14 protein-coding genes and 5 tRNA genes are annotated in these 15,425 nt (G+C 47.4%); all 19 read right to left on the bottom strand.

From position 1 onward, the window contains the following. The coding region (locus G598_RS0105360) for a helix-turn-helix domain-containing protein (protein WP_026766077.1) at window positions 1-277 on the bottom strand (277 nt) is incomplete at its 3' end. Window positions 278-532: 255 nt separating this feature from the next. Beyond that, on the bottom strand, window positions 533-931 hold the full coding sequence (locus G598_RS0105355) for a hypothetical protein (RefSeq protein ID WP_026766076.1): 399 nt from the start codon (window positions 929-931) through the stop codon (window positions 533-535). Between the two features lie 26 nt (window positions 932-957). Next, window positions 958-1,500, bottom strand: a complete 543-nt coding sequence (locus tag G598_RS0105350; RefSeq protein WP_026766075.1) for a hypothetical protein — start codon at window positions 1,498-1,500, stop codon at window positions 958-960. A gap of 186 nt (window positions 1,501-1,686) precedes the next feature. Continuing rightward, a complete protein-coding gene (locus G598_RS0105345; protein ID WP_026766074.1) occupies window positions 1,687-4,167 on the bottom strand; it encodes a U32 family peptidase in 2,481 nt (826 codons plus the stop codon). Between the two features lie 45 nt (window positions 4,168-4,212). Then, the gene (gene scpB, locus G598_RS0105340) at window positions 4,213-4,857 is read right to left on the bottom strand and encodes an SMC-Scp complex subunit ScpB (protein ID WP_051179962.1); all 645 of its coding nucleotides are present in this window, start codon (window positions 4,855-4,857) and stop codon (window positions 4,213-4,215) included. Continuing rightward, window positions 4,850-5,575, bottom strand: coding sequence for a segregation and condensation protein A (locus G598_RS0105335; protein ID WP_026766072.1), 726 nt, complete (start codon window positions 5,573-5,575; stop codon window positions 4,850-4,852). The genes scpB and G598_RS0105335 overlap by 8 nt, the downstream gene beginning before the upstream one ends. Further along, window positions 5,576-6,202: a site-2 protease family protein gene (locus G598_RS0105330; RefSeq protein WP_026766071.1), complete on the bottom strand. Its 627-nt coding sequence runs from the start codon at window positions 6,200-6,202 to the stop codon at window positions 5,576-5,578. It abuts the gene before it with no gap. Continuing rightward, on the bottom strand, window positions 6,195-6,761 hold the full coding sequence (locus tag G598_RS0105325; RefSeq protein ID WP_037363317.1) for an NUDIX domain-containing protein: 567 nt from the start codon (window positions 6,759-6,761) through the stop codon (window positions 6,195-6,197). Before G598_RS0105325 ends, G598_RS0105330 begins: the two co-directional genes overlap by 8 nt. A gap of 110 nt (window positions 6,762-6,871) precedes the next feature. Next, a tRNA-Cys gene (locus G598_RS0105320) sits at window positions 6,872-6,945 on the bottom strand. Window positions 6,946-6,952: 7 nt separating this feature from the next. Continuing rightward, window positions 6,953-7,028 (bottom strand) — tRNA-Gly (locus G598_RS0105315). 10 nt (window positions 7,029-7,038) lie between these two features. Then, window positions 7,039-7,112 (bottom strand) — tRNA-Cys (locus G598_RS0105310). A gap of 6 nt (window positions 7,113-7,118) precedes the next feature. After that, window positions 7,119-7,194 (bottom strand) — tRNA-Gly (locus G598_RS0105305). Window positions 7,195-7,196: 2 nt separating this feature from the next. Beyond that, a tRNA-Asp gene (locus G598_RS0105300) sits at window positions 7,197-7,273 on the bottom strand. 110 nt (window positions 7,274-7,383) lie between these two features. Next, the gene (locus tag G598_RS0105295) at window positions 7,384-7,860 is read right to left on the bottom strand and encodes a hypothetical protein (RefSeq protein WP_026766069.1); all 477 of its coding nucleotides are present in this window, start codon (window positions 7,858-7,860) and stop codon (window positions 7,384-7,386) included. Between the two features lie 71 nt (window positions 7,861-7,931). After that, window positions 7,932-8,357, bottom strand: a complete 426-nt coding sequence (locus G598_RS0105290; RefSeq protein WP_211221507.1) for an ATP-binding protein — start codon at window positions 8,355-8,357, stop codon at window positions 7,932-7,934. 3 nt (window positions 8,358-8,360) lie between these two features. Then, complete coding sequence (locus G598_RS18500) at window positions 8,361-10,529, bottom strand: SpoIIE family protein phosphatase (protein WP_051179960.1); 2,169 nt, start codon at window positions 10,527-10,529, stop codon at window positions 8,361-8,363. A gap of 22 nt (window positions 10,530-10,551) precedes the next feature. Then, the gene (locus G598_RS18495) at window positions 10,552-12,723 is read right to left on the bottom strand and encodes a SpoIIE family protein phosphatase (RefSeq protein ID WP_051179958.1); all 2,172 of its coding nucleotides are present in this window, start codon (window positions 12,721-12,723) and stop codon (window positions 10,552-10,554) included. A 4-nt stretch (window positions 12,724-12,727) separates the two neighbouring features. After that, window positions 12,728-13,546: a histidine racemase CntK family protein gene (locus G598_RS0105275; protein WP_026766067.1), complete on the bottom strand. Its 819-nt coding sequence runs from the start codon at window positions 13,544-13,546 to the stop codon at window positions 12,728-12,730. Window positions 13,547-13,551: 5 nt separating this feature from the next. Continuing rightward, window positions 13,552-15,291 (bottom strand): MATE family efflux transporter, encoded by a 1,740-nt coding sequence (locus G598_RS0105270; protein ID WP_026766066.1) that lies wholly within the window; start codon window positions 15,289-15,291, stop codon window positions 13,552-13,554. Window positions 15,292-15,425 lie beyond the last annotated feature (134 nt).

Here is a 15,425-nt window from a genome sequence, read left to right as displayed (position 1 = left end):
GGAAGAAGTTCTTGTACGCTATGCACAAATCCTTGATAGCCTGCTTGGTGACATTGTTGGATATACCTAGAAGCCACGAGTATTCTTCAGAATTACGCAGAACGGTGAACTCTTTGCGAAGGTCATAATCACTTTGCAGTTTTCTGCCTTCTCTGAAATTATCCATTTGCTTATCTAAAGCCCAGTTATAGGCAAATCTTGAAGCACCTGCGAACTGAAAAAGTTTAGTTCTCTGCTTGTTGTTTGGCAGCAGTCGTATCCTGACTGACCTTATCATCGCATTCACCTCCCCTATACGAATAATTATACCATGCCTTGATGGACATTGTACTATTTCTGTATCGGAAAGTACGTTTGCTTAGGTTGGTTAGACTTTTTATCGGTTTTTATCAACTTTTTACCAACTTTTTATAAGTTATACTTGACTGTTAAAAGCCTCTAATCCTGATTTTGTACAACATTGTTTATTATAGTACATTTTAGACCATGTAGTCCACAAAAAACATGCAAATTTGAATCGCCTTAGTTTCTTTTATTCAGGGCTTATATCCTCGAGTTTTATATTCATTTTCTCCCTTAGCTCATCGTTTTCTCTCAAGACCGCCTTTAGGTCTTCTACCAACAATTCATAGAGAGGCTTAGTAACACGATTTTTATCATATGTAAATGGACCTATCAGTGCTTCCATTATCATTTCAGTATCTTTCTTTCCACCTTTGCCATCAGTTTCCCGTGCTTTATCCCAGACTTTTAGAATCGTCCTTGGCGCCGGATACTTTCCTGTAACCATAGTGGTATAGTTTAGCAGCTTATCCAGATATGTATAACCACAGATTTCATATTTTCCACGACATGAAGTACAGAGGTTATGTGCCTGAAGAAACATCGTATCATATTGATCTTCTGTCAAAAAATGTACATTCTCCACCAACTTTTATCCACCTTTCTCATGACTGGTCACAACTTTGATGGCCCCACATAAACGAGGTTACGCATCGTTTCTTGCAATGGTTCAAGCAATTTTTCACATACATGAGGATCACTTGCTCCCATAACGGTCTTCAAAAAAATTATTTGTTCTTTCGTAAATTCCTTCAACTCCTCACTATTCACCTCTTTTATATCCGGATGCTTATCGTAAGTAAACTTACCAATTAAGATTTCAAGCAATTTATTAATATCTGTTTCCATTCCTTTACTTTTTAGTTCAGTTGCCTTATACCATACATATTTAAGCAAATCCTGTTCCGGATATATACCGGTGATCATTGAAGTAAAGTCCGCTAATATATCTACATATTGATAACCGTAATTTTTATCTCCCTTGCATGCTGAAACACATATTTCATGTGCAGCTTTTGACAACAACTCATATTGATCAGTTGTCAAATGACATATGGCTCCATTTCCGATATCCATCCCTTGCTCAAATTTGTGCTTCAATGCAGCTGCTTCACGTTCAGTTTTTATTTTCTCTAAATCCAAAATCTTATCATCCATATCTTTCTATCCCCTTATTGTCAAATCGATAAAACTCCACCGCCTGCATAAAATATTATGTTTCTTTCGACATCAAACTTATATATTCCTGCCATTATCAAAAAAGAATCTTTATCCTATATAGCGCAACAAGCAGGGGGCTTCTGCCTAAGACCGTGCTCCCTGCTTGTACTATATAGGATATGATTATTGTACGCCACGGAAGAAATGTCCCCGGGTAATGTCTAATCCTTCCCAACGCTTCAATTCCACTTCCTGGGCTTCGTCCAAGTCAGCGGGCATATGCATGGCCTTCTTGTAAACCTCTGTAATCCGGGAAATTTCCGCCGGTTCCATAGCCTTGGCTTCAATCTGCAAAGTCCTGATGCCTGCTTCCTTAAACTTCATGGCATGAGGCAGCATGGAGAGCGTCTTGCTGTTGAGTACATGCATATGGCAGAACTGGTCCATACGCAACGGGAAAAGTGCCTCCTTGCGGTCTTTCAGGGCATAACGTCCCTGTGTGCAGGGATGACTGCAGGCTCCTTTATCCACTCCGCCTAAGAAACTGCCGGTTACGCAGTATTCCGATACCATGAGTTCCAGCCTGCCATGAACAATGGCCGACAAAGGCATCATGCTGTTTTTGGCCAGCTGCTCCATCTGCTGCCATTTAAGCTCTGGCGACAGAGTAGCCGAAGCTATGCCATAATCCTTCAGAAAAGCCAGCGTGCTTTTGTTATAGGCAATCAGACTGTAATCGGCATGAATCGCAAACTCCGTCAGCCGCTTCACGAGTGCAATCTGCGCGATATTATGCACATGCACTGCCGCAGGCGGGAAGTTTTTCGCCGCTGTCAGGATTTTCTCGAAGAACGGCTGGAAATCATCCCGCATAATGCGCGGCAAATTGAAGTCCAGCCGCACATTGGCTTTCTTCGCCAAATGCCAAGCCTTTTCGTAATCCATCACGGTGAGCGCTTCATGCTCATAGGATTCACCGCCGAAGATGATGCCGTCAGCGCCGCCTTCAATGGCAGCGCGCATCTTTTCCAGATTGTCCACCGCCACCATAAGTTTGGGCTGGGAGAGTTTACCGGCAAAAGGTTCTGCCTTGAACGGCACAGGCTCTGCCACGCGCAGCGGATAATGCGCCAAACGCTGGGCATCGAGTTCTTCCACCGCCTGACGGCGGGCCTCATTGATTTCGCTCATGGGTACCATGACTTCACCGTTGATTTCCGTCTGCAAATCGATCAGTTCATAGACGGAAGTGCCGAGCCTGTCCACCTGCTTGCGGATGACTTCTTCCGACAGGGGACGTTTCTTGGCGGCTTCGCCGATAAATTCCGTGCGCCCTGTGCCCATATGCCCCTTATCATCACGCAGAGTCACCGTCAACGGCTCGCCAATTGTGGCTTTGACTTCGGCGGTTATGGGAATACGCCGTACTGGCGCACCGCTGGCGTACTTTTCCTTGGCACTTTCCATCAACTGGGCATCGTAGACCTTAAACACGCGGTCATGGTCACGCACAGCGGCAGGGATAGCAAAACGCACGGTGTCGCCACTAACAGCTTCCGTAAGGCTTCTGCCCTTGCCATCGGTCATTTCGTTGATGGTTGCCGTCACCCGGCCGCCGACTTTGACCCAAAAGTCAACCTGGTCGCCCAAGGCTAACCTGCCGGAGAGTTTTACCGTCACGAGCCGTTTATCCCAATCATAAGCCGTTACGCGGCCGATAAGTAAGCCACGGTTATTGGGGCGCCGGTCACTCATCATATTTTTGCCGGGGCGGTTAAGCAAATATGCTGTAGTAAAATCGCGGTTAAAAATCTGTGCCAGATTATCGCGGGCAGACTGGTCAACCGTATAATCTTGACCGGACAGATACAGGTCAATCGCTGCACGATATGTCCCCACTACTGTAGCCACATATTCCGGACGCTTCATACGGCCTTCGATTTTCAAGGAAGCCACGCCTGCCTTGATTAAGTCGGGAATCACATCAATGGTATTGAGGTCGCGGGGTGAAAGCAGGTAACTGCCGGCCTTATCCCCCAGCACATCCTGTCCGTTTTCATCCACCAAGGTATAGGGCAGGCGGCAGGGCTGGGCGCAGCGTCCCCGATTGCCGCTACGGCCGCCAATCATGCTGCTCATGAGGCACTGCCCGGAATAGCAGACACAGAGCGCACCATGCATAAAGACTTCGATTTCCACATCACAATTGGCGCAGATATGGGCGATTTCCTTCAGGGACAATTCACGGGACAACACCACACGGGTAAAGCCTAACTCCTGCAGGGCCAAAACACCTTCAAGGCTGTGTACTGTCATCTGCGTGCTGGCGTGCAGCGGCATATCGGGAACGATTTCCCGCGCAATACGCGCCACGCCTAAATCCTGCACCAAAATCGCATCTGCCCCTGCCTCCCGCAGGAATAAGAGATATTCCTTGAGCGCAGGGATTTCTTCATCATCTACGATGGTATTGACCGTGATGTTAATGAGCACATCACGCAAATGCGCAAAACGGATGGCCTCTTTCAAGCCATCCTCGTCAAAATTATTTGCATAGGCACGGGCACCAAATTGGTTCCCTGCCATATATACGGCATTAGCACCGCTTTCTACGGCGGCAATCAAGGCCTCACGGCTGCCAGCCGGGGCTAATAATTCTACCAATTTCCATTTCCTCCATCTATTGTCATCAAACCTTTACAAAAAGGCTTATTCTTCCTGTGGTTTATCTGCAGGTTCTTCATCAGCCGATAGTTCTCCGGCCTCCTGCAGATGCTGTACTTCCTGGAACAGTTCCAACTGTTCACCATCCAAAGTCGCAGCCGCTTCCTCGGTAGACGGCAGCGCCGGCAAATCCGCCAGCGTATTGATGCCAAAACAGCGCAGGAACGTATCCGTAGTACCATACAGAATAGGCCGTCCTAAAACAGGCTTACGGCCCACTTCCGCAATGAGTTCCAGCTCCAACAATTTTTGCAGGGCACGCTCGATGCGTACACCGCGAATATGTTCAATTTCCGCTTTGGTAATGGGCTGCTTAAAGGCGATGATGGACAGGGTTTCCATCGTCGGTGCAGAAATCTTCCTGTCTACGACCTGGCTTAAGCGTTCAATAGTCGCGAAGGCCTCCGGCCGGGTAGCCAGCTGATAGCCGCCTGCCACCTGCCGCAAAGTCAGGCCGCTTTTGCGCTCATCCAGTTCCTGCTGCAAGCGGTTGATGATATTTTGCGTGCCCGATACATCCAGCTCAATAATATGCGCAATTTCCTTTACGGTCATGGGATTGCCTGCGGCAAAGAGCACCGCCTCCACCAAGCCTGTATCGGCTATTTCTGCCCGCTTTTTTTCATGCATGAACACCCTCCTCCCGGACACAGATATAGATTTCCGCAAACGGACGCTGCTGTTTTACCGTTACCGTCCGCAGTTTCATCAGTTCCAGCAAAGCCAAAAAGGTGACAATCAGCTCACTGCGGGTTCCCGACCGAAATGCCTCGGAAAAGAGCAATTTTCCCCGGCTGCGCCCTAACAGCAGAATGATGTTTTCCATCTTGTCCTTGATGCTGTATTCCTCCGGCTCCACTAAAGCCTTGGGAATTGAGAGTTCCTCTTTCACCGACAGCACGGTATGAAAGGCTTCCACTAACTGCTGCAGGGAAAGATTGCCCGGCGGCAGATGGTGAACCGGCAGTTCCATGGGTTCACGCGCCACGAAACGCTCCTGAATGCCCGCCATATCGCCTAAGACCTGACTAACCTGTTTGAACTTGCGGTATTCCAAAATCCGCTGCACGAGTTCAAAGCGCGGGTCTTCCTCGGGCTCGCCTTCCTCCTGCGGTGCCTTGGGCAGCATCATGCGGGATTTGATCTGCAAAAGCGTTGCCGCCATCACCAAAAAGGAACTGGCTATCTCTATATTGAACTCCCGGAATTTATCCAGATAGTCCAGATATTGACGGGTCAGTTCCGCAATGGGAATATCATAAATATCCAGCTTGTTCTTTTCAATCAGATGCATCAGAAGATCCATCGGACCTTCAAACGCATCCAGCTTAATCTTGTAATCTTCCATTTAGAAAAATGGGCTTAACAGCAGGCTGAAGATATGCCAAATCAGCGCACGGCAGGGAATCAGAATCATGCTGAGCACCGGTGTCATGAGCAGCACAATCAGAATCAAAAAGCTGTAACGCTCAAGTCCTGCCAGTTTGTAGGCCATATCGCGCGGCAAAAGCTGCATAAGTACATGCGAACCATCAAGCGGCGGCAGCGGAATCAGGTTGAAGATACCAAAACCGATATTGTACTCAATAATCATCTGAAAGACCAGATACACACCCGCCGTCATATCACCGCCCATGCGGCTGTATAAAAGCAGCGCCAGCAGGGCAAGAAAAGCCGTGATAAAGTTTGCCGCAGGGCCTGCCAAAGACACCAGGATATCATCCCGCTTGGGATTCTTGAAATTCCGCGGGTTGATCATAACAGGCTTTGCCCAGCCAAAATGCACCAAAAACAGCATCAGCATGCCGATGGGATCAACATGGGCCTTGGGATTGAGCGTAAGCCTGCCCATCAATCGCGGGGTAAAATCCCCAAGCCACACGGCCACCTGTGCATGGGCATATTCATGAATGACCATGGCAATCAAAAGACCAGGAAGCCCGGCGACAATATGCATCAGATTAAAATCAAACATTTGCATTCTCCTTTTGGCTGCGTTCTAACAGCAGAATCGCTGCCACCGATTTGGCATCATAGATTTCACCTTTAAGCACCAGCTCCACGGCCTGAGACAGAGGCATCTTCACCACATTGATGAATTCATCTTCATCGGTATGCTGCTTGCCTGCCGTAAGGCCTGTTGCTGCATAGATATGAATATATTCATTGGAAAAACCTACGGTAGTAGCCACTGTCGTAAGTTTCGTTATATTTTCTGCCTGATAGCCCGTTTCCTCCGAAAGTTCCCGGGTTGCACAAAGCAGCGGGTCTTCATCCGGAGCGTCTAATTTACCTGCCGGAATCTCCAGCGTAATGCGGCCAATCGGATAACGATACTGCTTCACGAGAATAACCTGCCCATCGTCGAGCAGAGGAATAACAGCTGACGCCCCGGGATGTTTGATCCATTCCCGCGTAGCTGTCCCGCCATTGGGCAGCTTGACCGTATCCCGTTTTACATGCAACAGGGTTCCGTCAAAAATATCTTCGCTGCCGATTTTTTCTTCAATTAAGTCTTTGTCCTGCAATTCCATTATTACAGCCTCCCCGTTAAATCACATATTTTATATTTTACTATAAACCCCAACCACTTTCAATACAGAAAAGCCTTCTCCCATCAGCAGGAGAAGGCTTATTTTCATTTTGGAGGCGACACTCAGAATCGAACTGAGGATAAAGGATTTGCAGTCCTCGGCCTTACCACTTGGCTATGTCGCCATAAAAATGGAGCGGAAAACGAGACTCGAACTCGCGACCCCCACCTTGGCAAGGTGATGCTCTACCAACTGAGCTATTTCCGCATTATGAAATTGGAGGCGACACTCAGAATCGAACTGAGGATAAAGGATTTGCAGTCCTCGGCCTTACCACTTGGCTATGTCGCCATAATATGGAGCGGAAAACGAGACTCGAACTCGCGACCCCCACCTTGGCAAGGTGATGCTCTACCAACTGAGCTATTTCCGCAGTGGCGACCCGAAGGGGACTTGAACCCCTGACCTCCGCCGTGACAGGGCGGCATTCTAACCAACTAAACTACCGGGCCGTCTTTACTTTTTTGCCGCTGTCGTTCAGCGACATATATTATTATACGGATAAGGTATCCGCTTGTCAACACCTAAAATGCACTTTTTTAAAAAAACTTTAGTCAATTCATCAATACGTCCCCGAAATATCAACAACTTTATTAAAAATTGTCTTGTCCATTTCATCAATATTACGCCATTTGCCATCTGCATTACATGTGAGAATCTGATTGCCCTCCTGCTTAAATATCACGGACTGTACTGGTTGTGCCTGTCCTTTGCGGTCGACGTTTTTTATCTGTGCCTGCCATTGGTGATTTTTCTTGTCTGCCGTCACTGAGCCAGCCACAATAAAGACCTGCTCACCTTCAAGACTGTAGACAAAAACATCTTTTATAGGCTTTACCGCCGGTTTTTCCTGCCGCTGAGCCGCTTGTGGCGGTGACAGCTTATCGGGATTAGGGACATTTTCCGCTCGGGTAGCCACCGTGGTTTCTGTTATCTGCTGCTGAGCAGGCACATTTGAAGATGTGTTAAGCCAAAACACACCTCCCCCAGCAAAAACCAGGCCGAGAATCCCGACTATAATAATTCTGCGCTTCTGCATGATACACCTCCGCGTGAATGGTTACGTCTACCATTATACAGGAAAGGCCTTGCCAGGGGCAAGGTCTTATCTCAATGGATATGTTTGCATAAGGTAAGAACATTTTTCCCCTCTTGGTAGGAATACGTTATTTCTTCTACATTTTTTTTGACCAGATATATCCCCAGCCCACCAATGGCACGGTCTTCCATTTTCTGTTCCAAATCCGGGTCCTTGCGCGCCAGTGGATTGTAAGGAGTCCCCTCATCCATAAACACCAATTCCAATCGTAAGGGATTTTCTAAGATCCTGCCTGTTATAAATGCCTTGCCCGTGCTTTCCCCATAAGCATAGTTGGCAATATTGACAAAGATCTCCTCTACAGCCAGTTCCAGCTGCATTTGGATTTTCATGGAACAATTTAACGGCTGTAAAATTTCGTCCACAAATTCATTCACTGCAACAAGATTTTCTACTTTAGCCTCCAAGACTAATTTTTTTATTTCAGCGTTTGTCACGCCTTACACCTCCCCAGTCTGTTTGCCTTGATAATCCAAAACCATCATGGTGATGTCATCCGATTGCTCAGCCTCCCCCACATGAACCGCCAATGATTTTTGCACAGCAGTCAGCAATCCTTTCAAGTCAAGCTGCTCTGCACCCGCCTCATTCAAACATGTCAGCAAGCGTTCTTCACCATAAAGTTCTTCTGCTTCATTCAAGGCCTCCGTAACCCCATCGGTATAGAAAAACAGTTTATCATCAGGCTCCAGCATCATTTCCTGCGCCTGATAATCCAATTCATCCATACCGCCTAAGACAAAATTGCGTTTGACTTCCATATAGCAAAATTGCTGCGTCTTATGACGATAAATCAATGGCGGATTATGCCCGGCATTAACATAGATAAATTTCCCCGTCTGAATATCGAGCAGCCCCACAAATGCGGTAACAAACATCATGACATCATTGTTCTGACACAGCTGGTCATTCGTACAGGATACCACTGCCGCCAAATCATCTTTTCCAGTCATCGTCATGGCAAAATTTTTCAGAATCGTTTTCGCTATGACCATAAAGAGGGCCGCTGGTATGCCTTTGCCGGAAACATCCGCTATGGTAATCATCAAATGATTGTCATCCAGCAGGTAAAAATCGTAGAAATCTCCGCCCACTTCCTTAGCAGCGTGCATAGTGGCATAAATATCAAAGTCACTGCGTTCAGGAAATGGCGGAAAGATATTGGGCAGCATACTTTCCTGAATTTGGGTTGCCACGTTCAGTTCTGTGGCAATATGCTCCTTTTCTGCTGTTTCCTGTGTAAGATTGCGCATATAAGTTTGCAGTTCAGCGGTCATCACATTGAAGCTATCCGCCAAATACTCGATCTCATCACCGGTATGAATAGAGAGCTTTTTATCCAAATTGCCACCGGCGATTTCCCGCACGCCGTCAGCAAGATTCAAAATGGGCCTAACAAAACGCTCCCCCATACGCTGCCCCTGCCAACGGACTGCAAAGATTATCAACGCAATAGCCACTGCCATCACCAAAATTACCATGGTCATATGGGCATCCATAGCCGCAACATTTTTCTTGGCCAAAGCCAACACATCCGTACGGGTCTTACTCTCTGTAGCCAATACATCTTCTGCATCCAGTGCTGCGGCAAAGCTCCAGCCGGTTTGTTTGATGGGCGCATAAGCCAGATAAAAGTTCTTCCCATCAATCGCTATGTTGCAGACACCACTTTCTCCTGCCGTCATTTTATGGACAGCCGTTTCTATGCCTGCATCAGACAATGTACTATCCCCTATATCCTTTTGCAGCAGCTCTTTTATGATGCCCGTATCATCTTTGTAGAAAAGCATCTGCCCCTTATTGTCCAGGACAAAACAGGTTTCTGCCTGCGTATTCAACACCAGCTGGCTTATTTTATCCAAAGAGGTCGACATAGCCACAACGCCGGCAAATTCATTCTGTGCCTGATACGGTACTGCACAAGCAATGCTTAGTTTATGCGCAAATTTGGCCATATAAACATTGCTAAAAGTGAGTTTGCCCTGTTCTTTGGCCAATTTGTACCAGGGCCGGCTGGTACCGTCAAAGTGGCGGGGCCTTGCATTTTCCGGTGCTGTAAAACGTTCCGCAGAGTTCGTATCAACCGTTATCGTAAAACCATTCTTTGATGCTGCACTAATAATCGTATCTTCACCATTCATCATAGCCACTTGCATCATCATATCCTGAATATTGGCCGTCAGTCCGATTTCGTGTGCTAAAGCCTCTCGGTTCAGACCTGCAGCAAACTCCAGTTGCGGAACAAATTTCCCTGCATTTTCTCTGTTTGGTTCCGCTATGCTGCGCTGTGGATACTCGCTCTCATGGCTTAAAATCCAGTTCATTTCCTTGCGGATCAGTTCAGTACGGTCAGCAATGCGCTGCATTTCCAGGCCGATATAGCTGGCTCTTTCTGCTGCCAGGAGCTGCAAACGGTCCTCAGCCTCCTGTTTCAGTGTATCACTAACCGTTTCAGCTGCCTTGGCACCCATTTCATAGCCATTTTCGGTGGAATTTATCCTCGCTCCCATCATCCCCAGCAGGGCAATCCCGCCCAGTAAAAACAGGGAAACTATACTACAAAGAAACAATAGCCTTTGTAACTGCTTGCGAATACTTGTCCGCTTCATCAACCATCACCTCCCCTGCATATTATCCCTCCATTTCGCATGCATCCTTGTATTCTAAAGCCAGCATGGTAATATCATCGGATTGTTCGGCCTCTTGTACATGGGCAGCCAAGGATTTTTGCACCGTGTTCAAAATACCGCTTAGATCCGTATGTTCTACATCCATACCATTCAAGCATTTTTCCAGACGTTCTTCACCATAAAGCTCTTCATCTTCGCTAAGCGCTTCGGTAACACCATCTGTATACAAGAACAGTTTATCGCCTCGTTCCAACATGATTTCCTGCTGCTGGAAGGTCAGTTCATCCATGCCGCCTAACACAAAATTGCGCTTGACATCCATATAGGAGAACTTGCCTTCCCGGCGATGGTAAACCAGCGGCGGATTGTGACCGGCATTTACATAAGTAAATTTCCCGGTAGTAATATCCAGCATGCCCACAAAGGCGGTGACAAACATCATCGCATCATTGTTCTGGCACAATTGGTCATTGGTGCAGGCGACTACGGCCGCCAAATCATCTTCTCCGGTCATCGTCAAAGCAAAATTTTTCAAGATAGTCTTGGAAATAACCATAAAGAGGGCAGCTGGTACGCCCTTGCCGGAAACATCGGCAATGGTCACAACGATATGCTTTTCATCAAGCATATAAAAATCGTAAAAATCACCACCGACCTCTTTGGCCGCATGCATTGTAGCTCGGATATCAATATCTGGACAATCGGGGAAAGGCGGGAAAATACTGGGCAGCATGCTTTCCTGAATGTTTGTGGCGACATTGAGCTCCGTAGCAATTCGCTCTTTCTCAGCCGTTATCCGGGTAAGATTTTTCATGTAACTCTGCAGTTCATCCGTCATGGCGTTGAAGCAGACCGAAAGGTGTTCGATTTCATCCCCGGTACGGATATCCAGCTTTTTGTCCAGATTTCCGCTGGCTATCTCGCGCACGCCATCGGAAAGGTCCAAAATGGGATGAACAAAGCGGTCGCCCATGCGTCTGCCCTGCCAGCTGACAAAGAGGATAATCAGCACAATGACCACAGCCATAGCCAAAATTACTTTGGTCATATGGGCATCCATATCCTCAATATTTTCTTTGGCTATGGCCAGCACATCCGTACGAGCTTTCGCTTCGGTAGCAAGCACATCTTCCGCATTCAAGGCAGCGGCAAAGCTCCAGCCGGTCTGTGTGATGGGGGCATACGCCAAATAAAAATCCTTGCCGTCAATACTTATGGTACAGGCACCAATTTTTCCTTCAGTCATATTGGAAACTGCTTTTACCATGCTCTCATTGGATATGGTACGCAAATCCATCTGCGGCTGTACATGGCTCTTGAGCATCCCTGCCTCGTCTTTGAAAAAGAGCAGCTGCCCATTCTTATCCACCACAAAGCAGGTTTCAGCCTGGGCATTCAGCACCAGCTGACTGATACCTTCCAAATAAGAGGATATGACCACAACACCAGCAAAATCTCCGTTAACTTGATAGGGCATCGTACGAGCAATTCGCAGCCCACCCGTAAAGCTATCTGCGTAAACATCGGTAAATACAGCTTTTCCCGTCTGCTCTGCCAATTTGTACCAAGGACGGCTGGTGCCATCAAAAGGCGCAGGAGACACCGCATCCGGCGTGGTAAAACGTACAGCAGAGTCTCTATCCACGGAAATGGTAAAACCATTTTTTGATGCGGCACTAATCACTGTACCTTCACCATTTTGCCTGGCTACCTGTAACATAATATCCTGCGCATTGGCCATCAGCCCAATTTCCTGCGCTAGTGCCCCACGATCCAGTCCTGCGGCAAATTCAAGCTGCGGCACCAGTTTGCCGGCATTTTCCCGGCGTGGTTCCGAAATACTGCGCAGCTGATAATCCCCTGTATGTTCAAAAATCCAGCTGATTTCACTGCGGATAAGATCCGTACGGTCAGCAATACGCTGCAGTTCCAAACCAATTTGCGCAGCTCGTTCCGAGGCCAGCAGCTGCATGCGTTCTTCTGCTTCTGTTCTAAGTGTAGTGCTGACCGTCAAGGCTGCTTCTTCGCCCATTTCATAACCACTCTGCCGGGAATTTTCCCTGGCCCCCATCATGCCCAGCAAAGCAATCCCCCCTAGCAGGAGCAGGGATACCACGCTGCAAAGAAACAACAACCGTTGCACTTGCTGACGAATACTCCCATTTTTTTTCATATGCTCACCTTCCCCCAAGTCCAATATCACGCAGCCAGCGCTTACGATTATCACCATTCACAGAACCCAAGATTCGGCATTCCGGCAGTTTTTTTCCTGTATGTAAAACCTGCGCATGAATCGCTTGCCCGGACGGCTGCAACAAGGAAATATCCACATCCATGCCGGTCTTTACTGCTTCAACCAGCCCCACAGCCATCGTACCGCTGCCACATGCCTGCTCACAAATCAGCGTTCCCAGCGCCGCTACGCGGACACAAGGATAAATACGCCTTCCTTTCGCTGTTTTCACCAAAAACATCACGCCGGCAGCAGGTGTGCCTAACAAATGTTGTTGCCGCAAAATCTCCAAAGTTCTCTTTTTTACATTCTCCTCAGAAAGCGTTTTTTCCTGCTCTTTATGCAGCGGTATTACGATTTGCACAATGCCCGGCATATTGACCTGATAAAATCCCTTGCCCTTATGTACAATATCCTCTGGTCGTTCAACCAGCGGAATCTGCGCGTAAAACTCTCCTTTTTTACTGCTGCCTGCCTTTAAGTGCGGCTGAGCGCCGGAAACCTTCATCGACAATTCACCAGCCTGGCCTGCCAAATAGTAACACGCTGCCGCCCGCAGAGCATTGCCACAGAACTCGCCGCCAGCCATCATCAGACGTGGGTCTTTTTTATCCAAGGATACAAAGCCTACCTGCTCTACTTCCGGATGTTTCTCCATAATTTTTTGCGCTGCACGTCTGCGCAGCTGCCCATTTTTTTCCAACCCTAAAATCAATGCCGTAACATTGCCGCTGGGGTTAAACAGTTGATAACAGTAATCCATTTGTCTCATCGCTTTCCAATCGTAACTATCGTTGTATTAAAACCGAGTATAGATGTGTATTCCATCTTAACCGCCAGCTTGCGCACCATCGATATCCCCGAAAAATCCTTGCCATGCTCGGCCAAATATTTTACCGGATTAAAGGCGCGGCCATTATCCCTGACCGTTATTATAATCCGTTCCTTCAGCAAACGAATCAGGATATCAATCTGAGCACGTTTTCCCAAGCCACTATGTTCAGCAATAACCACGCCTAATTCCTCCACCGTCAACTGTGCAGCATAGGCCTCACGCGAACCGAAGCGTTTATTTCGTCGGCAAAAATCCTTTACGGCCAAGACAACTTGCGTGACTTCCTGTATGTCAGCCGAAATACTTACCTCCCAGAACCTATTCACGGCTTCCCACTTTAACATGAGGAAACTATCCCAGCCTTGCTCTTGGGCTTTTTTCCGCAGGTAAACATACAGCCATACCAAAGACAATGCAGCGGCGGCAGCTGGTGCCGCCCACATCAGCAAAAGACTTTTATAGGACAGCAGATAATATAACGGCACGACCAGGATAACCCCCTCCAACGCGGAAAATAACGTTGCTGCCCATTCCTGATGCGTAGACTGAAAAAACGCCCGCAAGATGAATACCGAGGGTAAAAACAAAACATAGAGCAGACTGATCCTAAAATATAAGATAAAATCTGCGTTAATCAGTCCTGTATTTACCCCATATAAGTGCATAAATGCCAAAGGAAAGAAAAATAATCCGGCAAAAACCAGCAGACAAATGACAAAGGTAAGCCGCAAGGCACGCTGTAAAACATAGCGTACGCCGGTCATATCCCCGCCTCCGTACAGGGCACCACAAACATTTGCCAACGCTGTGCTGGCACCATCTACAAACATCAATGCATAGAGCTGACCCGCATTGCAAAGCGAAATCAATATTGCCCCGATATAACCGATTTGCTCGATTACAATACTGTTTATGGCAAAATGACGTACCACCAATCCCAAGGGAATCATGGCCATGGGCAAACCAATTTGCATAATCCGCCGCAAAAGTACAGAATTGATTTCTCTTAAGGAGATAAAATGCCAATCCCGCTTCTCACGCTGAAAATACGGCCATAACAAAAACAGCGAACAGGCATAACCCACTCCCGTTGCCCAGCCTGCCCCGCCGATGCCCCAGCCAAAAACAGCAATAAAGAGATAATCAAATCCGAGGTTGCAGATATTGGCTGCCACTGGTACGGCAATGGACAGCTTGTGTTCTCCTGACAATCGCAGGTAAGCAGCCATACCATTGGCCAATAACAGCAATGGACTGGTCAGCCATAACGGAAGCAAATAGGCTTTCACGAGTTCTGTCAAAGAACTTTCTCCTGCCAGCATTGCTGCCAGTGGTTCAACCAGCAGACCTCCAGCCACGCCTAAAACAGTCATGATTACTGCCCCGCCACCAATAGTCAGGGTAAACACCTGATTGCAGGCAGCTTTATCACGGGCACCGATATACTGCGCAGCCAGAACCGAGCCGCCATCCACCAAGAGAAAAAATACAATATTGCGGGCATAATAAACCGGCATGGTCAGATTGATTCCTGCAAAGGCTGCAGGCCCGATAAGCTGACTGACCAATATGCCATCCACAATGGAGGCCAAATAGAGAGATACAATAAAGCCCATAGTAGAGCCTAAGTATTCCATATACTTTTGTGTAACCAAAATACCGTTGCGCTGCATAGCCTCACCTTTTTCTATACCATGTTATAATTATTCGCGATAAATGATGATTTTCCTTTTACTCCCCCAAGGTTATGGCATTACAGCCAGTTTTTTGCTATGATAGGTAGGTAATTATTTTTATCGAGGTGTTT

The sequence above is a fragment of the Selenomonas ruminantium subsp. ruminantium ATCC 12561 genome (assembly GCF_000424065.1).
GTDB classification, from domain to species: Bacteria; Bacillota; Negativicutes; order Selenomonadales; family Selenomonadaceae; genus Selenomonas_A; species Selenomonas_A ruminantium.
Note: the sequence above shows the minus strand (reverse complement) of the source record. Positions and strands in the feature narration are given on the sequence as shown.